Consider the following 20317-nt stretch of genomic DNA (forward strand, 5'->3'; position numbering starts at 1 on the left):
TCCTTAATGTTTAATCATTTGTTCTAAACTTAAAGCCCCATCTAACAAGGTTTGTTCATCATAAGCTTTGCAAATCAGTTGTGCTGATATATTAAGCCCTTCTTTATCTTTTGCAACAGGCACACTAATGCCTCCAAGTCCTGCTAAATTTACAGAGATAGTATAAACATCTTCTAAATAAGTTTGCATAGGGCTTTTTTGAGTATCAAATTTAAAAGCCGTTGTAGGCGTTACAGGCATAAAAATAAGATCACAATCTTGCAAAATTTCTTCATATTTTGCCTTAATAAAAGCTCTAGCTTTTTGTGCTTTAATATAATACGCATCATAATATCCACTGCTTAAAACAAAAGTTCCTAACAAAATTCTTCTTTTTACTTCTTCTCCAAAACCTTCGCTGCGTGTATTTACATACATTTCTTTTAAATTTTGGATATTTTCAGAACGCTTGCCATAACGCACCCCATCATAACGACTTAAATTTGCACTTGCTTCAGCTGTTGCGATGATATAATACGCTGCGATATCAAACTTAGAATCAAGCAAATTTTTATATACAATCTCATGTCCATTAGCTTTTAACATATCTATGGTTTTTAAAAGTGCGTTTTTTACTTCACTATCTGCATCATTGACATAATTTTCAATCACTGCAATTTTTAATTTTTTATTTGCATTTAAATTTGGAGCGGTTTTGATAAACTCGATATTTGCACTCGTGCTATCCATTTTATCATATCCTGCGATCGCATCATATAAAATTGCCGCATCTTCTACATTTTGCGTTAAAACCCCAATTTGATCCAAACTTGAAGAATAAGAAGCTAAGCCATAGCGACTCACTCTTCCATAACTCGGTTTAAATCCTACGCAACCACAAAAAGCTGCAGGCTGACGTACAGATCCTCCTGTATCAGAACCCAAACTTGCCAAAGCCAAGCCACCCGCTACCGCAGCAGCACTTCCACCACTTGAACCACCTGGCACACGCTCAAAATTTAAAGGATTTAAAGTTTTGCCATAATAAGAACTCGCTGTTGAACTTCCCATAGCAAATTCATCCATATTGCAACGCCCAAAAGGAGAAAAACCATTAGCTTTTAAATTAACAATCACACTTGCATCATAAGGAGCGATATAACCTTGTAAAATCTTACTCGCACTAGTAAGCTCCCAGCCCTTTACGCTGATATTATCTTTTATAGCTACAGGCACACCTTCACCTGAAACACTTAAGTCTTTATCTAAAAATTGTTCGATATAAGCACCTATTTTTTTTTCTTTTTTTGCTTTTTCATTGAGTTCTTTTTTTAAATTTTCAAGTTCTTCTTTGGAGTATTTTAAAGCTTCTTTTAAAGTTATCATTTATTTTCCTTTGTTTTTTTGATCAAAAATACTGCTAAAGCACTAAAAGCCAAAACCACCGCTATAGTTGTGATGATAATGCTATTTGGAATAGGATTTTCTAGCATTGAATCCCTTTTAAAACTTCTTCACATCTTAAACAAGGTGTTTCTTCATCTTTACTTTGAAGTTTCCAACATCTTGGGCATTTACAAAGTGAAGCTTTGGTGATTTTAAATTTCTCATTCTCTACTTCAAATTCAGCCAAAATTTCTTCATTTTCATTGCTGATTTGACTTACCATAAACCAATCGGCTAATTCCTCATTTGGGAATTTATTAAAACTGATGTTTAAATTTAATTCCAAAGTAGATTTAATGATTTTATCTTTTTTAAGTATATCAATCTGTTCAAAAAATTTCTCTCTAGCACTCATTAAAAATGTATCATCTATACCAAAATCATAATCAAAATCCTGAGTTAAACTTAGATCAAATACATCTTTTGCATCACCTTTGATTAAAACATTAGCATGTTCTAAAGCCTCATCTACACTATAGCTTAAATTTGGAGCAAGTAAATTTAAAAGCTCTTTTGCTATCAAAGCCATAGCCACTTGAGCAGATTTTCTTCTTTGGGCATTTTCGCTATCACAATAAAGTCTATCTTTACTGATATCAAGATAAATCCCACTTAAATCCGCACTTAAGAAATTTAAAAGCAAACTAAAACCTTTAGCAAATTCATAAGCAAAAAATGCCTCTTTGCTTGCTTTAAAAACTTTAGTTGCACGGCTTAATATCCATTTATCAATAAAACTAAATTCTTTAACTTTTAAATCTTTTAAATCATTGGTATTGGCAAGTAAAAATCTTATAGTGTTTCTTATTTTGCGGTATTGTTCGCCTACTTGTTTTAAGATATTGTCTGAAATTTTTAAATCACTTGAATAATCACTTAAAAGTATCCAAAGTCTTAAAATTTCAACTCCATAGGTTTTTGCTACATATTCAGGAGCAATCACATTGCCTTTAGATTTAGACATTTTTTGCCCTTTTTCATCGGTGGTAAAACCATGAGTTAAAATGCTTTCATAAGGTGCACTTTCATTGATCGCTGTACCTACAAGCAAAGAGCTTTGAAACCAACCCCGATGTTGATCGCTTCCTTCTAAATACATACTTGCTCTTTTTTCTCCTGCGTCATAAAGTCCGCTATTTAAAACCGCATTAAAAGTACTTCCACTATCAAACCAAACATCTAAAATATCATATACTTTTTCTAAATTTTCAGCGTTGTATTTTGAATTTGTAGGAATTAAATCTTTGATTTCAAACTCCCACCACGCATCAGCGCCGTGTTTTTCAAAAATAGCCGCTACAAAGTCAAAAAGCTCATCATCAAAAATGACTTCTTTAGTGTTTTTATCTTTAAAAAAGGCTATAGGCGTTCCCCAGTCCCTTTGTCTTGAAATACACCAATCTGGGCGATTTTCCACCATAGAACCTATTCTTTTTACCCCACTTTGCGGATAAAAAGTTGTTTTTAAAAGTTGTTCTTTTGCACACTCTCTTAAGGTTTTTCCTTGAAGTTTTGGCTCATCCATTAAAATAAACCATTGTTTAGTAGCTCTATAGATTACAGGTTTATGTGTTCTCCAGCAAAACGGATAAGAGTGTATAAATTTAGAAGAATGTAACAGTTTTGCGCCTAAAAGTTCTAAAATTTTTTCATTGGCCTTAAAAATATGAAGACCTATAAACTCTTCAAGCAAATGAGAAGGCAAAAGCTCTTTAGCTCTTAAAGTTTCATCATAACATCCACCATCATCAACAGGCATTAAAACTTCAATACCGTATTTCAAACAAGCATAGTAATCATCTTCGCCATGTCCTGGTGCAGTATGCACAAGTCCACTTCCACCATCCATCAATACATGCTCACCCATAATTAAAACAGATTCTCTTCCATTTAAAGGATTGATAGCTTCAAGTTTTTCAAATTCTTTTGCGTTTAATTCTTTTTGAATTTCTCCACTTGTAAGTCCTTTTTCTACCATACTTTTAAGTAAAGCACTTGCAAAAATCAAACCTTCTTTGGTGATCACATAATTTTCATTAGGATTTAAAGCTATAGCTTGATTAGCCACCAAAGTCCAAGGCGTAGTTGTCCATATCACTGCGCTTGCTTTTGAAACGCCTAATTTTTCGCAAGCTTTTACATCTAAATCAAAAGCCACAAAGATAGAATAATCTTCTTTATCTTGATACTCTACTTCAGCTTCCGCTAAAGCTGACTTTGCCGCCCAACTCCAAAAAACAGGTTTAGAACGCTCACAAAGTAAGCCTTTTTTAGCAATCTCGCATAAAGTTCTATAAATCGCTGCTTCAAACTCAAATTTCATAGTCAAATAAGGCTTATCCCAATCCGCAATAATGCCTAAATTTTTAAATTCTTCTCTTTGGATATCTACAAATTCACTCGCATGTTGTCTGCAAAACTCACGAATTTCTTTCTTGCTTAAGCTTTTTTTCTTTTCTCCAAGCTTTACTTCTACTTGTTGTTCTATAGGTAAACCATGACAATCCCACCCTGGAGTAAAACGCACACTCTCACCTTTAAAATAATGCGTTTTGATAATAGTTTCTTTTAAAATTTTATTTAAAGCATGTCCTATATGGATATGTCCGTTAGCATAAGGGGGGCCATCGTGTAAGGTAAAACTTTTTTTCGCATTTTTGCGATTTTCTTTCATTTTTTCATAAGCATAATTTTGCTCAAACCATTTTTTAAATCTTTGCGGTTCAAGTTCCGCTAAATTCGCCCGCATAGCAAAACTAGTACTGGGCAAAAGTAGAGTTTCTTTGTAGTCCATTTTTTCCACCTAATTTTTAATAATCTTAAATTCTACTCAAATTAGCTTTAATTTCTACTTTGTTTTTAGCTATAATTATAAGAAAAAAAGGAAAATTTATGAAACATTTGCTTTATCTTATAGGAGATGAGCTTACTATAAACGAAAAATTCAAAAATTATATTTATAGAACTTATGAAGAAAAATTTAAAGAAATTAACGAAATTCGCATACAAAATAAAACCGATAAAGATTTACCCTTTTTGCTTGAAAATCTCTTAAATCAGTATGATTTTATCACTTTATTTACAAGCCCTTTGCATTATGCGACTGTTGCTAAAATTTTAGCAACTTTAAATGATGATAATCTTATCTTAAAAGATGATACCTTGGTTCCAGATAAAGCAGAATTTAGTAAAAATAGCTTTGTGTGTAATTTTTCAAATTCAAAAATCAATGTCGTTAAAATAAATCCAAGCGAAAAATTACCCAATCTTCTTGGGCATATAAAATTAAATTTTGCATATTTTTGCATTTTTGGCATGGATGATGAAAGCGCTATATTACTACTGCAAACCCTAACAAAATCTTATGAGATAAGTATAAAATCAACCAAGCTTTTAGATAATCTTGTGCTTATTAAGGCCACTTGCGCTAATTTTGGAAAACTTGATGGTTTTTTAAATAGCGTAAAAAATCTTTTTGGACAAAAGGTGTTTTTAGGTAAAGATCCTATACATTTTATAAGCTCTAAACTTTTAGAAAAAAAATTAAAAATTTCTTTTGCTGAAAGTTGCACAGGTGGACTTTGTGCAAGTACCTTAACCAAAATTTCAGGTGTAAGTGAAATTTTTGAAGGTTCTATTGTAAGTTATTCCAACCGCATCAAACACGAATGGCTTGGAATTAGCGAAAGCGTCTTAGAAAATAATGGCGAATACAGTGAACGTTGTGTTTATTTTATGCTAAAAGGTATTTTTAAAACAGCTAATCCTGATTTTGCCTTAGCTATTAGCGGAGTAGTTGGCGAAAAAGATGAGGGAAAAATAAAATCAGGCACTATTTATATAGGTGCAATGTTTAGAGATGGAACTTTTATCCAAGAAACGCTTTATTTAGATGGAGATCGTGAATTTATGCAAGAACAAGCTGTTTTGGCAACTTTTTGCTTACTTCTAAAATTAAAACCTGAAATTTTTGAAATTTAAGGGATTTAAAAATGAAAGAAATTAAGCTAAAAGAAGACTTGGAAAAAATTTATCCCTTGATAAAACAATTAAGAAATAACCTATCTTTGAAAGATTTTTTAGACAAAATCCAACTTGCTACACAAACTCAACATTATAAACTTTTTGCCTATGAAAATGAGGGAAGCTACAAAGCAGCTTGTGGAGTCATGCCCTTTAATGTACTTTATCATAATCATTGTCTTTATATTTGTGATTTTGTCGTAGATGAAACTTTAAGAGGAAAGGGTATAGGTCAAGCTTTTTTGAAAAAAATCCAAATTTGGGCAAAAGATCGAGGATATGAAGAATTAGAACTAAGTTCAAGTTTTTTTAGAACACAAGCTCATGAATTTTATATCCAAAAAATGGGTTTTGAAAAATCCGGTTTTGTTTTTAAGAAAAATATCAAACTATAATATTTTTTGATTAAGCTTTGCATTTTATAATTAATATTATTATTTTTGATTTTAAGGAATAAAATGAATTTTAAAGAACTAATTTCAAAACGCAGAGCTTGCAAACTTTTTAATGATAAAAAAATCAATGAAAAGGATTTGCATTTTATCTTAGAAAGCGGAGTCTTAGCCCCAAGCTCACATGGATTTGAGCCTTGGAAATTTGTAGTATTAGAACAAAAAGAACATAATCTTAAGCTCTCAACTCTATGTTACAATCAACAAAATGTAGCAAGTGCGAGTCATAATATTATTTTTCTAGCAAGAAAAGATCTTCAAAGCAAAGATGAATTTGCACAAAAACAAGTGCGTCGTTTCTCAGGTTCTAGCGAAGAAAATTTTCAAAAAATTTTAGAAATTTATACTCATAAAACCAATGCAATGAATGATAATGAACTCTATCATTATGCACAACTTCAATGCTATCTTGCTATGATGCAAATGTCACTAGCTGCAATGAGCTTAGGTATTGATTCTTGTATGATAGGTGGCTTTGAAAAAGCTAAGGTTGATGATTTTCTTAATTTAACTTATCCTTTTGAAACTGCTGTAATTTTATCCTTAGGATATAAAGCCCATGAACCAAAATATTCTACTCAACGCTTAAATTTTAATGAAGTCGTCGAATTTTACAAGGAAAAATAATGAAAAAAGAACTTGAAATTTTTAGTACAAGATATTCTTGTAGAAATTTTAAAAATGAAAAACTCAAAAAAGAGGATTTAAATTCTATTTTAGAAATAGCAAGATTAAGCCCAAGCTCCTTAGGACTGGAACCTTGGAAATTTATAGTAGTGCAAGATGAGAAAAGAAAAGAAGAACTTTCTAAAATTTGCAACCAGCAAAAACATGTAAAAGATTGCGCTGCGTTAATTATCATCATTTCAAGACTTGATTTTTTGGATTATTTTGAAGAAAAACTTAGAAAAAGAGATATGAGTGAAACAGAAATTCAAAAACGCTTAGATGCTTATATGCCTTTTTTAAAATCTCTAAATCAAGAAGAAAAAATATCTTATGCAAGAGAACAAGCTCATATAGCTCTAGCTAGCATACTTTACAGTGCTAATGCTTTAAATATAGCAAGCTGCACTATAGGTGGTTTTGATAAACAAAAGCTTAATTCTTATTTATCACTTGATATTCAAAAAGAAAGATCAAGTTTGGTGGTGGCTTTAGGATATTGCAACGATGAAAAAAATCCTCAAAAAAATCGTTTTAGTTTTGATGAAGTTGTAAAATTTATTTAAATTTTGCTTTTAAGCAAAATTTAAATAAAAATAAACTGATTCTTTTTTGTATTTTTACTAAGTCTTTGCTTAAATTTTATACAATTTTGATTATAATTTTACATTTAATTTCACAAGGCTTGTTATGAATTTACCCAATATCTTGGCGATTTTTAGAATGGTTTTAGCGCCTTTGCTATTTTTTTTATTAATTCATCATTTTGAAAATATTCATCAAAGTTGGATTAACTATTTTGCTGCTTTAACTTTTTCATTAGCAGCTTTAAGTGATTTTTTTGATGGATACATCGCAAGAACTTGGAAACAAACTACAAAACTGGGTGGAATCTTAGATCCATTAGCCGATAAAATGCTTGTTTTAGCAGCTTTTTTAGGGCTTTTACTTACAGGAAAAGCTAATGAATGGGTAATTTATATTATATTAGTAAGGGAATTTTTTATCACAGGTTTTAGAGTTGTAATGATTAGCGAAAATTTAAATGTCAATGCTTCTTTTGCAGGCAAACTTAAAACCGCTTTTCAAATGACTGCGATAGGATTTTTAATCATGGAGTGGATAGGCGGTGAAATTCTACTTTACATAGCTTTGATTTTAACTCTTTATTCTGGATTTGAATACATCTATACTTATATAAAAGCTCAAAAAAAAGGAGAAAAATGAGATCTTTATTATTTTTAATTGTTATTTTGATTTTGGGAATTAAATTTTATTCTATTGAATTTTTAGCAACTGTTTTAGTCATCTCATTTTTAATTTTCTTTCACGAATTAGGACATTTTTTGGCTGCAAGATCTTTGGGTGTAAAAGTTGAAGTTTTTAGTATAGGATTTGGAAAAAGTCTTATAGAGCGTGAATTTAAAGGCACAAACTATCGCTTAAGCACTTTACCACTTGGAGGATATGTTAAACTTAAAGGACAAGATGATATGCGTCCTGGTTTTGAAAATCTAGACAAAGATAGCTATAGCATTTTAAGTCCTTTAAAAAAGATTTATATTCTTTTTGCTGGACCATTTTTTAATCTAATTTTAGCTTTTTTTCTTTATATTATCATAGGAAATTTAGGTCTAAACAAACTTGCTCCGCAAATAGGAAACATAGCGCCAAACTCTGCTGCACAAGAAATAGGACTTCAAAAAAATGATACTATCTTAGAAATTAACGGTATAAGAATTCAAACCTTTGATGAAATTTCAAAGCATTTAAGTTTAGATCCTTTGAAAATATTAATCAATAGAGAAGGAAAAAATTTAGAATTTATTTTAACTCCAAAAATAGGACAAGGATACAATGACTTTGGACAAATCGTTGAAAAACCTCAACTTGGAGTCAGTCCAAATGGGACAAGCACTCTTGTAAAACACCAAGGTTTAGAAAGTTTTAAATATGCCGCACAAGAAAGTTTTCAAGCTTCTACACTCATCATCAAGGGTATTGTAAAACTCATAAGTGGTGAAGTTGAAGCAAAAAATTTAGGCGGTATTATCACCATGACTGAAATTACCTCAAAGGCTGCACAAAATAGCTTTACTTTGCTTTTATTTATCACTGCTTTAATTTCTATAAATTTAGGCATTTTAAATCTTTTACCTATTCCTATGCTTGATGGAGGACATATACTTTTTAATCTTTATGAAATGATTTTTAGACGCAAAGTTCCACAGCGTACTTTTGAATATTTAAGCTATACAGGCATGGCAATACTTTTAAGTTTAATGCTCTTTGCAACTTATAATGATATATCAAGGATTATAGGTGAATAAAAAATTTTCCTACCCTATTCCAAATTTTACTGATAGAAGAAAAAGTATAATCTTTTGGCGCTATTTGCGTTTTCAAGCAAGAAAAATTTTATATTTTCCTCAAGTAAGACTTCTAGAAAAAACGCTTAATAAAGAAAAAAATAAACATTTAAAAGACTTTTTCTCTCAAAGACCCTATGCTTGTTACAATGCTACAAGAAGATTTTGTGATAAAAGTTTTAAAGCAAATGAACGTGTTAAAACACTTATTTATGATGTTGATAAGGGACTCGCTTGTTTTAAATTTCTTCCCGAGGAACAAATAATTTTTTCTTTTGATGAAGATTTTGAGCTTTTTTTAGGATATAACTATAATGTTTGCGAAGAAGGTTTTTGGGCTTTTTCTTTAAAATTTAAAAAATACACAATCTTACAATGTAATTTTTGCTTTACTTTAGAAAACAATCTTCTACTTTCTTGTATACAAGGACATAAATACAAAGATTTTAATATTTTAGAAATTAATAAAATTTTAACTAAAAAATGTCATGGTTTGCGCCCTGTTGCTTTACTTATAGAATGCTCTAAGATGCTTTGTGAAATTTTAAAACTTCAAGCTACTTTAGGTGTACATGAAAAAAATCAAATCCGTTCTCAAAAAGGAAAAGAAAAAGGCTATTTTGTAGATTATCAAAAAATTTGGCTAGAAAATGGTGGAGAATTAATAAAAATCAATAAACACAAATACTATAAACTCCACCACTCTCAAAAAAACCTAGAAGAAATCCCTTCGCAAAAACGCTCCATGTATAAAAAACGTTTTGCTATGCTTGAAGAAATCAAAACAAATTTAGATAAAACCTTAAGTATTCAAGACTAATTAAGTATATTTTGATATAATCTAGTCTTGCTTTATGCAAAATCCTTGCTCATAAAAATGGGCTTTAATATCCATAAGGAGAAAAGATGAAACATTATGAGGTTTTATTTATCTTAAAACCAACACTTACTGAAGAGGAAGTGAATGCGAAGTTGGAATTCGTTAAAGAAGTCCTAACCAAAAATAGTGCAGAAATTGAAACTGTTGTTCCAATGGGTACTAGAAAATTAGCGTATAAAATCAAAAAATACGAAAGAGGAACTTATTTTGTGATTTATTTCAAAGCTCCTACAAACTTGATCGCTGAGCTTGAAAGGGTGTTAAGAATCACTGAAGAAGTAATAAGATTTTTAATCGTAAAATATGAAAATAAAAAAGAAATTGCAGCTTGGGAAAAACTAAGCCACGGGATTAAGCAATCTAAAAAAGAAATTAAACCTTTAGATGCTCCTGAAATTCAGTAAGGAAAAAGATGTTTAACAAAGTTGTTTTGGTTGGAAATCTTACACGTGATATAGAAATGCGTTATGCACAAAGCGGTAGTGCTATTGGAGCTTCCGCTATAGCAGTAACAAGAAGATTTACCGCAAATGGAGAAAAAAGAGAAGAAACTTGCTTTATTGATATAAGCTTTTATGGTCGCACCGCAGAAGTTGCAAACCAATACCTTACAAAAGGTTCAAAAGTACTCATAGAAGGACGTTTGAGATTTGAACAATGGAGTGATCAAAATGGACAAAATCGCTCTAAACATAGCATTCAAGTTGAAAATATGGAAATGCTTGGCAATTCCAATGCTCCACAACAAGGCGGAAATTTTGGCAATAATAGCTTTTCAAACAACAATTATAGTGGAAACTATGAAAATCAAAGCTATGATCCTTATATGAGTGAAAATCAAAATTTTAATAAAGCAAAAGCAAACCCTGCTCCACAGAGAAACCAAAGCCCACAACACGAAGAAAAATTAAAAGAAATTGATATCGATGCTTATGATAGCGATGATACTAATTTACCATTTTAAAGGATAAACTATGGCAGAAAAAAGAAAATACTCTCGCAAATATTGCAAATACACTGAAGCAAAAGTTGAATTTATTGATTATAAAGATACAGCAATGTTAAAACATGCTTTATCTGAAAGATTTAAAATCATGCCACGCCGTTTAACAGGCACAAGCAAAAAATACCAAGAAATGGTAGAAGTTGCAATCAAACGCGCAAGACATGTAGCCCTTATCCCTTATATAGTGGATAGAAAAGAAGTAATCAACAATCCTTTTGAAGGACTATAATCTTTTAAAAGCAAACTTGTAAAAAGTTTGCTTTCTTATACATTTATTCTCAAAATAAAATTAAACCAAAGTATATTCTAAAACATCACTGAAAGTATCAACAGCAATGATTTCCATATTGTCTCTAACCTCACTAGGAATATCTTTTAAATCTCTTTCGTAATTTTTTCTTGGAATTAAAGCTGTTTTTATATCTGCTTTATAAGCTGCAATTAATTTTTCTTTTAATCCACCTATTGGTAAAACTTTTCCTTTTAAATCTATTTCACCCGTCATTGCAACATCTGCTTTAACCTTTTTATCACTAAAAATAGAAGCAATAGCTGTGCTTATCGTAATACCTGCACTTGGGCCATCTTTTGGAGTAGCTCCATCTGGCACATGTATATGAATATTATAACTATCATAAACATTAACTTTAGGATCAATAATTATTTTTTTAGGTATTTTTATTTTTCCTTCATCGATTAAAACTTTTATCATGCTAAAAGCAATTCTAGCTGATTCTTTCATTACATCACCCAAACTTCCTGTGAGCGTTAATTCTCCTTTACCTTTAATTTTTACAGCCTCTACTTTTAAAACATCTCCACCTACGCTTGTCCAAGCCAAACCATTGACCTGACCTACTTGATTTTCTCCATTATTTTTTTCTATTTCAAAAACTTTTTTATCTAAAAATTCATTCAAATTTTTTGTATTAATAATGACTTTTTTAATATTTTCTAAAAGTAGTTTTTTAGCACTCTTACGACACAACTCTGCCACTTTGCGACGCAAATTTCTAACTCCTGATTCACGAGTATAATCGCTAATGATTAGCTCTATAGTTTCATCATCAATAAATAATTCATTGGATTTTAAGCCATGTTTTTTAAGCTCATCTGGAATTAAATATTTTTTCATTATATGAAATTTTTCACTTGGAGTATAAGAGCTAAGTTCTATAAATTCCATTCTATCTCTTAAAGGTGCAGGAATATTGCTAATATCATTTGCCGTTGCTATAAAAATGACTTTACTTAAATCAATATTAAAATTTAAATAATAATCCCTAAATTTAGAATTTTGCTCTGGATCTAAAATTTCTAAAAGCACCGCACTTGGATCGCCTCTAAAACTGCGATTTAATTTATCAATTTCATCCAATACAATTACAGGATTAATTTGTTTTGCCTCTATGAGTCCTTGAGTAATACGTCCAGGCATAGCGCCTATATAAGTTCTACGATGACCACGCAGCTCATTAACATCTTCAAGTCCACCTAAGGCTATACGAATAAGCTCTCTTTTTAAAGCTTTTGAAACAGAATTTGCCAGTGAAGTTTTACCCACGCCAGGAGGCCCATAAAGACAAAGTATAACTTTAGCACCATCTTTTTCTGCTATTTTTCTTTTTTCTAAAAGTTCCCTAACTGCAAAATATTCTTCTATGCGTTCTTTTGGTTTATTTAATGCATAATGATCATGGTTGAGCTGTTTTGAAACTTCCTTAATATCAAGTTTTTTCTTAGAAATTTTTTCAAAAGGAACATCTAATGCTGTTTCTATGTAAGTTTGAATCATCGATGCTTCGGAATTATCTTGATGAATGCGTTCGAATTTTTCAATTTGTTTTTTGATTTCTTTATAAGCGTCTTCGTGCATAAATTTCTTCTTTAACTCCAGACGCTTTTGATACTCTCTAACCTCATCTTCTTTTTGCGTATCAGAACCAAGCTCTTTTTGAATTTGTCTTAATTGTTCTTTTAAAAAATATTCTTTATTTACCTTATCAATACGAGAATGTACTTTATTTTTAATTTCTTTTTGAATTTTATTAGCTTCTATTTCTTGAGCAATTAAATCTATTAATTTTACTAATTTTTGCTCAAGATCTGTTAAAACAAAAAACTCATAAGCAACTTGTTTTTTAATACGCACAGTATTTAAAATCAAATCGCAAATCCTAGATGCATCAAAACCTTCTTCAATTGTTCTTAAAAGATCTGGAGAAAAATAATGACTAATATTTGCCAAATTTTTTACTTTCTCTTTTAAAACTTCAAGAAGTGCTTCTTTTTTAGTTCCTTCTAAAAAGTCTTCTTTTATAAGTTCTATCTTGGCTTCTAAAGGTTTATTAGAAATTTGCTCTATAATTTTACCCTTGGCATATCCTTGAAAAAGTATTTTCACTCTTCCATCAGGCAAAGGAACTTTTCGCATGATAGTCCCAATCACTCCGCAATTATAAATTTCATCAAAATTTCTTCCATTTTCCAACTTTGAAGGTGCAACAAAAAGCATGCTATCATTTTTAATCGCGAGATCTAAAGCTTTCATATTGGATAAATCGTTAATAAAAATAGGAGTTATCATAAAAGGATATAAAAATAATTCATCTTCAACCAATACTGGTAAATTTGCTGGATAATTTTGTATCTCTTCAATCTGCATTTATTTTCCTTGTTTATTAAAATCTTTCAAATATACTTCTATACCAAGGAAGCTCAGGTTTGATAATACTTTGCTGATAAAATTCACTTTCTTGAAGTCTTTGTTTATAAATTTGTGCACTTTCATCATGCCCTATGCGCTGGTATAGATTTTCTATAGTACTATTAAGATAAAAAACCGCTAAATTAAATTTTGTAAGCATTGTTTGAACCAAAGGTTCATATTCTGTATAAGGATAATCTTTCAAAAAAGTATCTATTTCTTTTTGGCTTTCAAGCATTAAAGCCTGATTACGATTTGGCACTGCAAATGCATCAAATTTTGCTTTAATTTTAAGATAACGAATATAATCAGCATTGCGTGAATTTCCAAATTTTTTATTATATTCATCTAAATAAAATTCAGCTAACTTATATTCCTCTTCATCCATATGAGCTTGTGCTAAAATAATTAAAGTAGTTTCTAATAAAGGATCGGCAACATGCTCACTTGCCATACCATTATAATGATCATCAGCTTTTTCCAAATCCTTGTCCTGCAAATCTTTAATAATTTGCTTATACCACTCACTAGCACTAAGATTGTATAAACCTTCATCATTTTTCGTACTACACGCACTAAAAAAAATACTTAAAAAAACCAATAAAAAAATACCTTTTTTCATACTTCACCTTGATTTATATTCTCAAAAATATATATTTTAACGATTTTATAATTATGTTCTTCTAAAATTATAATAAAATTAATTAAATAATTTAAAATTTTGGAATGATTATTGCTTATTTTATGTTAAAATATTAAACATTATAACTTGAGGAGAAAACATGACCCTAGCTGTTAAATGCCCTATCTTAGGTTTTGAAGAAACCAAAAATATGGAATTTTCAACTATCGATGAAGTATTTGTAAGACTTAAAAGTCTTGATGGTAAAGACTTTTCTTTTGTTTTAATTAATCCTTATTTGATTAGACCTGATTATGAATTTGATATACCAACTTATTATCAAGAGCTTCTTTCTTTAACACCTGAATCTAATATGAAAATTTTTAATATAGTAGCCATAGCAAAAAGCATTGAAGAATCGACAGTGAATTTTCTAGCTCCAGTAGTCATTAATCTTGATAATAATACTATGGTACAAGTGATACTAGATACAGTTAATTATCCCGACTTTTTTCAAGCTGATCAAATTGCTAATTATATTAAAAAATAATGCTCTATATACTTGCAAATGGATCTATGGCAACAGCCTTAGCCTATGGGTTAAAAGATGATTATGAAATTTGTATAGTAGGAAGAAGTATAGAAAAACTTCAAGCCCTCGCCAAAGAAGGCTTTAAAACCTTACTTTACAAAGATTTTAACATAGAAGGTAAAGATGTTATTTTAGCATTTAAACCTTATGCTTTAGAAAATATTGCTCAAATGCTAAAAGGACAAGCACGTATCTTAATCTCTGTTTTAGCCAATGTTGATTTTGAAAAACTACAAACCATCAAAGCTCAAAATTATGTTAGAATAATATCCAATACAGCAGCTAAATACAAGGCTTCAACCACACCATATATACTTAAAAACTCTCATTTTGAAAATGAAATTTTAGACATTTTAAAAACTTTTGGCTCGGCTTATAAATTAGATAATGAAATACAAATGAATGCAGCTATGGCGATTAGCGGCTGCGCTCCTGCTTTTTTAGCACTTATAGCAGAAAGCATTGCTAATGCTGGAGTTTATGAAGGTTTGTCAAAAGAACTTAGTCTCAATCTTACGCGCTCTTTATTTAAAAGCTCTAGTGCTTTACTAGAACATGAACATCCAGCTATTATCAAAGAAAATATTTGCTCCCCTGGCGGAGTTACAATAAAAGGCATAAAAATACTCGAACAAAAAGGAATTCGCGGAAGTTTTTTTGAAGCCATAAATGCTAGCAGCGCTAAATGAAAAAGGCTTTCATACTTATAGAAAGCATTAGTGCTATAACGATCATATCTTTAATTTTCATTGGCATTTTTTATTACTATATTCAACTTTACAAAAACTATGAAAATTTAAATATTTTTGAAAGACTCTATAAACTTCAAGAAGAATTATATGAAAAGCCTATTTTTAAAACCATCATACTTCAAACTTCAGCCTTAAAACCTATAGTTTTACAAGAACAGTTTGTTAATGACGGTATATTTCAATTTCAAAAATTATACTTTCAAGATCAAAATTATAGCGTTTATTTTAAAGAATGAGCAAAGCTTTTACACTTTTTGAACTTATAATATCACTAATACTTTTTACTTTTATAACTAACTTACTTTCAAAACCTTTAATGGATTTTTATCATTTAAATTTTACTGCTTTACATACAAACAATCTTATCACTCAAGCACATTTAAACTTGCTTAAAATAGAAAAATTAATACAAAATTGTATTAATATTACATTTTCACAGAATACATTAAAATGTCTTTTAAAAGATGAGTTAATTAGCCTAAAAGATAATAAACTTTATCTTATTAATTCTGCTCTTATTTTAGAAAATAATCATACACTTTATTCACCTCATTCTGATTTTAAAACACAACTCCAAAATAGAAAAGATTTATATAACGACAATGAACATATTAGCTATGCTTATAAAATTAATAAGATTGAAAAAATATCTATCTTGGAAAATGGTATATCTGCAAATTTTACAGGTAGTTTTATTCCTTTGCAAGCTCAATTAGTTATCAAATTGCAAAATGAAGAACTTATATATGAAATAAAGCCAAAATTTAATGAACAATTAAACCAACAAGGATTAATTTCTAAAAACATAAGCTCATTTAACCTGCAAAACAATAAATTAAAAATTTGCCTAAAAAGACAAACAAAACATTGCCTTGAAAAAAGAATTTTACTGTGAAAAAAGCTTATGTTTTAATTTGGACAATTTTTTTAATACTACTAATAAGTCTATGGATGAGCTTGACCTTAAACATATCCAGCTATACTCCAAAAATAATCCAAGATAGTTATTACTACCTTCAAGCTCAAATTTTAAGTCACAATGCAACGCAATTTTCTAAATATTTTTTATATCAAGCAAAGCAAGAAAATAAAGAATGTTTAGACAATATATATTTTAATTACACAAAAGCTTTGATTAAAATAAAATATTTTTATCCTATTGCACAATGTGTTAATTTTAAATTTTCCAACTTCAATCCCGATGCAAATTTAAGCAAAGATGGTGTTATTATAGCCCACATTAGTATTGCTTTAAATCGTGATAAAAACGTCAATGATGAAATTTTACTCACAAAAAGCATTATTATTTATCCCAAAGAAAATTTTTGGAATTTAAAAAATTAAACCAAAGTCTTAGCGAGCTTAACACAGTCTAAAAGACTTTGGTTTTCGCATATATAAAGATTTTTAAAATTTAAAAGCTTCTTTGCTGTGCTTTGCCCTATAACTACAACCTTATCTTCTTCTTTTAAGCTATAAAATTTTAAAAAATTTTCTACACTTAAAGGAGAGGTGAATATAAAAATAGCAGGATAGATAAGCTTTTTGTCGCCTTTTTTAAAAACATTTTCATAAACAATCATTTCATCTAAATCCACACCTACATTTTTAAGATCCAAATTTAAAGTTGAAACAATATTTTTAGCCCTTAAATACAAACATTTTTGCATTTTTAACTCCTCTTTAAATTCAAGAAAAAGATCTTTTCCATAAGCCTTTGATGGAATTTTAATCTTTTTAAAACCTAAATTTTTAGCGTATTGAGCTGTACTTTGTCCCACAGCGTATAAATTGAGTTTGAAATTTAAAGTGATTTTTGCATGTTGTAAAGCTTTTAAAGCATTTTTTGAAGTGCAGATTAAAGCATCATACAAACTCAAATCCACACTAAAATCATAAAAAACAATCTCATTTAAAATAAGATTTTCCACCCCTTCAAAAGGAGTTTCATTTAAGAGATAAATTTTCATAGATTTTACGCTTTAGCTCTTTAGCTGCCAAAAAAGCATCTTTAGCATCCATGATCGCCCTAACCACAGCCACACCGCTTAAATTTATACCCTTTAACTCAACAAGTGCTTCTTTGTCAATCCCACCTATGGCTACAACCCCTATAGGGCTTTTATCACAAATTTGACTTAAAAGCTCAAGGCTTAAAAGCGAACTTTCTTTAGTAGGCGTTGCCTTAATAGCTCCACAACCTAGATAATTTACTCCTTGTATAAACTCAAGTTGTTCTAACTTTTTAAGACTTAAGCCTATGATTTTTTCATCTCCTAAAAGCTTTCTAGCTAATTTTGCTTCTAAATCTTCCTGTCCTAAATGCACCCCATCAGCATCTAAGGCTAAAGCTATATCCACCCTATCGTTAATCAAAAAAGGTATTTTATAAGACTTGCAAAGTTTTTGCACCTTTAAGCCTAGTTTATAAAATTCTCTTGCATTAAGCTCTTTTTCACGAAGTTGTATGATACTTACTCCGCCTTTTATAGCATTTTCTAAAGTATTTAAAAAACACTCCTCGCTTTTATTTCCCTTAGTAGCAACCAAATAAAGGCTAAGATCTAATTTATTTTTCATCTAGAAACTTGAAAAAATGATTTGTAGGACCACAACCTTTTCCAAGATTAAGTGAATAATAAATCGCATTTCTTACATAATCTTTAGCTTCACTAACAGCGTGAAATAAATCCTTGCCTTTAGCTAAATTACTAGCAATAGCCGAAGAAAGCGTACAACCTGTACCGTGAGTATTTTTAGTTTCTATGCGTTCGCCTTTTAAAATATAAATTTCTTTTCCATTATAAAGCACATCATTGGCATTTGCTTCACTATGTCCGCCTTTAAGTAAAACTGCCTTAACCCCCAAGCTGCATAAATGCTTAGCTGCTTTTATCATCTGCTCTTCATTAGCGATCTTAAAACCACACAAAAACTCTGCTTCAGGAATATTAGGAGTAAGAATGTCTGCAAATTTTATTATAGTTTGTTTGAAAAAATCACAATTTTCTTGCGGCATTAAAGCATAGCCATTTTTGGCAAACATTACAGGATCAATAACTACATTTTGAGGTTTAAACTCGCTTAAATTTTTAGCTACACAGCTCATTAATTCACAAGAACCTATCATTCCGATTTTAGTTGCCTTTGGCACTATATCTTCAAACACGGCAAGCATTTGTTCATCCACGCTTTGAGTAGGTATATCGTGTACAGAAATCACCCTTGCGGTATTTTCAGCTACCACACTTAAAACCACACTCATACCAAAAAGATTGTGTGCACTAAAGGTTTTAAGATCGGCTTGTATCCCTGCTCCACCACTACAATCACTCCCTGCTATAGTTAAAACAGGTATAAGTTCACTTCCTTTTGCTTTCATAAATCTTCCTTTAAAATTTTGATCCATTCTTCACCCTTAGGGCTTAATTTTTGTCCTTTAAAACTCTGTTTTGCAAAAGCTACAATCAAAGCATGAAAAATTTGATAAAGTTCGTAAAGTTCGCATTTTTTTCCTAAAATTTTATACAAATTTTCTTGCTCACTCTCTATGTCACTTTGAAAAAATTCTCTTAATTCTTCATAATTTTCAAACTCATAACCTAAGTAAAAAGCCAAACGCAAACTATAATTATCTACAACCAAAATCTCTCTTTTGCAAAGATAATTTAAAATACTATCAACGCTTTCAAAACCTAAACCTTTGATATTTAAAAGCCATTCTCTGCTTGCATTTGTTTTAAAATTTTCTAAATTTTCATAAGTGTTTATGATACTTTCTACCAAACCTTTTAAACGCTTAGTTTTGGTATTATAAAATCCGCTAGGCTTAATTAAAGTTGCAAGTTCTAAATTGGATAAAGTATTGATTTGTTCTAAGCTTGCAATATTTTCTTTTTTTAAATTTTCTAAAGCTTTTAAGACATTTTTCCAATTTGTATTTTGAGTTAAAACGACAGAAATTAAAAGCTCAAATTCACTCAATCCTTGATTTTCAAGCCAATCAAAATCATGATAATTTAAATCCAAATTTAAAAGCTTGGTAAAAATTTGTGCTCCAGTCATTTAAAATTCTCCTTAAAAGCTAAATAAAATTGCTTTGCGGTACGACCACTTCTACTTGCTCTTAGAGTAGCAAATTCTTTAGCTTTAGCGTGCAAAAGCTCTTTATCACAAGAATAATCTTTAAAATAAAAATCTATCATCTTTAAATACTCTTCTAAATTTCCCTGATAAAAACTTAACCACAAACCAAATCTATCACTCAAACTTAATCTTTCTTCAGCAGCATCGCTTAAATGAAGTTCTGTATGTGTGATTTGCGTATCAAGATTATCAGTAATGCTTTCACTTAATAAATGCCTACGATTTGAACTCGCATAAATAATTACATTATTTGGGGCTTTTTCTATGCTTCCCTCAAGTAAAGGTTTTAAAAATTTATAACTATCATCTCCCTTTTCAAAAGAAAAATCATCACAAAAAAGTATGAATTTAAAATTTTCTAATCTGATTTCATCGATGATATCTGCTAAGGCAAATAAATCTTCTTTATTTAATTCGACAAGTCTTAAGCCCTGTTCTTTAAATTCATTAAATATAGCTTTAATTAAACTTGATTTTCCAGTGCCCTTAGATCCCCATAAAAGTGCGTGATTTGCTCCCTTATCTTGAATGAAATTTAAAGTATTTTCATAAAGTGCTTTTTTTTGACTTTCCATACCTACTAAATCTTTTAAAGCAATAGGATCGATTTCAAAAATAGGCTTTAAATAATCTTTTCTTGCTCTATAAATTGCTGCATAAGTTTTATTCCAATCCAT

The 20317-nt window shown here is 30.0% G+C and carries 25 protein-coding genes; 15 read left to right on the plus strand and 10 right to left on the minus strand.

All coding sequences use genetic code 11. From position 1 onward, the window contains the following. Positions 1 to 3: 3 nt before the first annotated feature. The 3 genes from gatA to ileS are packed head-to-tail and all read right to left on the minus strand — an operon-like array spanning position 4 to position 4219. Positions 4 to 1365, minus strand: a complete 1362-nt coding sequence (gatA, locus tag FBF22_RS05155) for an Asp-tRNA(Asn)/Glu-tRNA(Gln) amidotransferase subunit GatA (RefSeq protein WP_002855710.1) — start codon at positions 1363 to 1365, stop codon at positions 4 to 6. Then, the gene (locus FBF22_RS05160; protein ID WP_002869114.1) at positions 1362 to 1472 is read right to left on the minus strand and encodes a membrane protein; all 111 of its coding nucleotides are present in this window, start codon (positions 1470 to 1472) and stop codon (positions 1362 to 1364) included. Before FBF22_RS05160 ends, gatA begins: the two co-directional genes overlap by 4 nt. Further along, on the minus strand, positions 1466 to 4219 hold the full coding sequence (gene ileS, locus FBF22_RS05165) for an isoleucine--tRNA ligase (protein ID WP_004307646.1): 2754 nt from the start codon (positions 4217 to 4219) through the stop codon (positions 1466 to 1468). Before ileS ends, FBF22_RS05160 begins: the two co-directional genes overlap by 7 nt. A 98-nt stretch (positions 4220 to 4317) precedes the next feature. Between ileS and FBF22_RS05170 the strand changes: the two genes are divergently transcribed. The 10 genes from FBF22_RS05170 (at position 4318) to rpsR (ending at position 11050) form a co-directional block, all read left to right on the plus strand. Beyond that, positions 4318 to 5406 (plus strand): CinA family protein, encoded by a 1089-nt coding sequence (locus FBF22_RS05170; RefSeq protein ID WP_002852915.1) that lies wholly within the window; start codon positions 4318 to 4320, stop codon positions 5404 to 5406. 11 nt (positions 5407 to 5417) lie between these two features. Continuing rightward, positions 5418 to 5843 carry a GNAT family N-acetyltransferase gene (locus tag FBF22_RS05175; protein ID WP_002859154.1) on the plus strand — a complete coding sequence of 142 codons (426 nt, stop codon included), beginning with the start codon at positions 5418 to 5420 and terminating at the stop codon, positions 5841 to 5843. A gap of 63 nt (positions 5844 to 5906) precedes the next feature. After that, on the plus strand, positions 5907 to 6527 hold the full coding sequence (locus FBF22_RS05180) for an NAD(P)H-dependent oxidoreductase (protein ID WP_002852938.1): 621 nt from the start codon (positions 5907 to 5909) through the stop codon (positions 6525 to 6527). Continuing rightward, the gene (locus FBF22_RS05185; protein ID WP_002853045.1) at positions 6527 to 7132 is read left to right on the plus strand and encodes an NAD(P)H-dependent oxidoreductase; all 606 of its coding nucleotides are present in this window, start codon (positions 6527 to 6529) and stop codon (positions 7130 to 7132) included. Before FBF22_RS05180 ends, FBF22_RS05185 begins: the two co-directional genes overlap by 1 nt. A 124-nt stretch (positions 7133 to 7256) precedes the next feature. Then, on the plus strand, positions 7257 to 7793 hold the full coding sequence (gene pgsA / locus FBF22_RS05190) for a CDP-diacylglycerol--glycerol-3-phosphate 3-phosphatidyltransferase (RefSeq protein ID WP_002853053.1): 537 nt from the start codon (positions 7257 to 7259) through the stop codon (positions 7791 to 7793). Beyond that, entirely contained in the window at positions 7790 to 8896 is a 1107-nt protein-coding gene (rseP, locus tag FBF22_RS05195) for an RIP metalloprotease RseP (RefSeq protein WP_002852927.1), read from the plus strand. The genes pgsA and rseP overlap by 4 nt, the downstream gene beginning before the upstream one ends. Next, a complete protein-coding gene (locus FBF22_RS05200) occupies positions 8889 to 9755 on the plus strand; it encodes a VirK family antimicrobial peptide resistance protein (protein ID WP_002868637.1) in 867 nt (288 codons plus the stop codon). Before rseP ends, FBF22_RS05200 begins: the two co-directional genes overlap by 8 nt. Positions 9756 to 9841: 86 nt before the next feature. Beyond that, positions 9842 to 10219 (plus strand): 30S ribosomal protein S6, encoded by a 378-nt coding sequence (gene rpsF / locus FBF22_RS05205; protein ID WP_002853062.1) that lies wholly within the window; start codon positions 9842 to 9844, stop codon positions 10217 to 10219. Between the two features lie 8 nt (positions 10220 to 10227). Then, complete coding sequence (locus tag FBF22_RS05210) at positions 10228 to 10779, plus strand: single-stranded DNA-binding protein (RefSeq protein WP_002865738.1); 552 nt, start codon at positions 10228 to 10230, stop codon at positions 10777 to 10779. A 10-nt stretch (positions 10780 to 10789) separates the two neighbouring features. After that, complete coding sequence (rpsR, locus tag FBF22_RS05215; protein WP_002853032.1) at positions 10790 to 11050, plus strand: 30S ribosomal protein S18; 261 nt, start codon at positions 10790 to 10792, stop codon at positions 11048 to 11050. Positions 11051 to 11110: 60 nt separating this feature from the next. Here rpsR and lon read toward each other — a convergent pair whose 3' ends face one another. Next, a complete protein-coding gene (lon, locus tag FBF22_RS05220; protein WP_002885146.1) occupies positions 11111 to 13486 on the minus strand; it encodes an endopeptidase La in 2376 nt (791 codons plus the stop codon). A 16-nt stretch (positions 13487 to 13502) separates the two neighbouring features. Then, entirely contained in the window at positions 13503 to 14150 is a 648-nt protein-coding gene (locus FBF22_RS05225; protein ID WP_012006727.1) for an outer membrane protein assembly factor BamD, read from the minus strand. A gap of 160 nt (positions 14151 to 14310) precedes the next feature. On the opposite strand from FBF22_RS05225, the gene fliW reads away from it, so the two are divergent. Genes fliW through FBF22_RS05250 form a run of 5 tightly spaced genes read left to right on the plus strand, consistent with a single transcriptional unit; the run spans position 14311 to position 16838 of the window. Next, positions 14311 to 14700, plus strand: coding sequence for a flagellar assembly protein FliW (gene fliW / locus FBF22_RS05230; RefSeq protein ID WP_002852982.1), 390 nt, complete (start codon positions 14311 to 14313; stop codon positions 14698 to 14700). Continuing rightward, positions 14700 to 15431: a pyrroline-5-carboxylate reductase gene (locus FBF22_RS05235; protein ID WP_002885405.1), complete on the plus strand. Its 732-nt coding sequence runs from the start codon at positions 14700 to 14702 to the stop codon at positions 15429 to 15431. Before fliW ends, FBF22_RS05235 begins: the two co-directional genes overlap by 1 nt. Beyond that, complete coding sequence (locus FBF22_RS05240; protein ID WP_002853046.1) at positions 15428 to 15730, plus strand: type II secretion system protein; 303 nt, start codon at positions 15428 to 15430, stop codon at positions 15728 to 15730. The genes FBF22_RS05235 and FBF22_RS05240 overlap by 4 nt, the downstream gene beginning before the upstream one ends. After that, positions 15727 to 16389, plus strand: a complete 663-nt coding sequence (locus tag FBF22_RS05245; RefSeq protein ID WP_002859149.1) for a hypothetical protein — start codon at positions 15727 to 15729, stop codon at positions 16387 to 16389. The genes FBF22_RS05240 and FBF22_RS05245 overlap by 4 nt, the downstream gene beginning before the upstream one ends. Then, positions 16386 to 16838 (plus strand): hypothetical protein, encoded by a 453-nt coding sequence (locus tag FBF22_RS05250; protein WP_002859148.1) that lies wholly within the window; start codon positions 16386 to 16388, stop codon positions 16836 to 16838. The genes FBF22_RS05245 and FBF22_RS05250 overlap by 4 nt, the downstream gene beginning before the upstream one ends. Here FBF22_RS05250 and FBF22_RS05255 read toward each other — a convergent pair. The 5 genes from FBF22_RS05255 to FBF22_RS05275 are packed head-to-tail and all read right to left on the minus strand — an operon-like array spanning position 16835 to position 20317. Then, entirely contained in the window at positions 16835 to 17464 is a 630-nt protein-coding gene (locus FBF22_RS05255) for a uroporphyrinogen-III synthase (RefSeq protein WP_002859147.1), read from the minus strand. The two genes, FBF22_RS05250 and FBF22_RS05255, sit on opposite strands and share 4 nt — an antisense overlap. After that, complete coding sequence (thiE, locus tag FBF22_RS05260) at positions 17442 to 18074, minus strand: thiamine phosphate synthase (RefSeq protein ID WP_002852670.1); 633 nt, start codon at positions 18072 to 18074, stop codon at positions 17442 to 17444. The genes FBF22_RS05255 and thiE overlap by 23 nt, the downstream gene beginning before the upstream one ends. Continuing rightward, positions 18064 to 18876: a bifunctional hydroxymethylpyrimidine kinase/phosphomethylpyrimidine kinase gene (gene thiD, locus FBF22_RS05265; protein ID WP_002885404.1), complete on the minus strand. Its 813-nt coding sequence runs from the start codon at positions 18874 to 18876 to the stop codon at positions 18064 to 18066. The genes thiE and thiD overlap by 11 nt, the downstream gene beginning before the upstream one ends. Then, a complete protein-coding gene (locus FBF22_RS05270) occupies positions 18873 to 19559 on the minus strand; it encodes an endonuclease III domain-containing protein (protein WP_002852847.1) in 687 nt (228 codons plus the stop codon). Before FBF22_RS05270 ends, thiD begins: the two co-directional genes overlap by 4 nt. Continuing rightward, complete coding sequence (locus FBF22_RS05275; RefSeq protein WP_002852748.1) at positions 19556 to 20317, minus strand: ATP-binding protein; 762 nt, start codon at positions 20315 to 20317, stop codon at positions 19556 to 19558. The genes FBF22_RS05270 and FBF22_RS05275 overlap by 4 nt, the downstream gene beginning before the upstream one ends.

The organism is Campylobacter sp. CFSAN093260 (assembly GCF_012890095.1).
Taxonomy (GTDB): Bacteria; Campylobacterota; Campylobacteria; order Campylobacterales; family Campylobacteraceae; genus Campylobacter_D; species Campylobacter_D jejuni.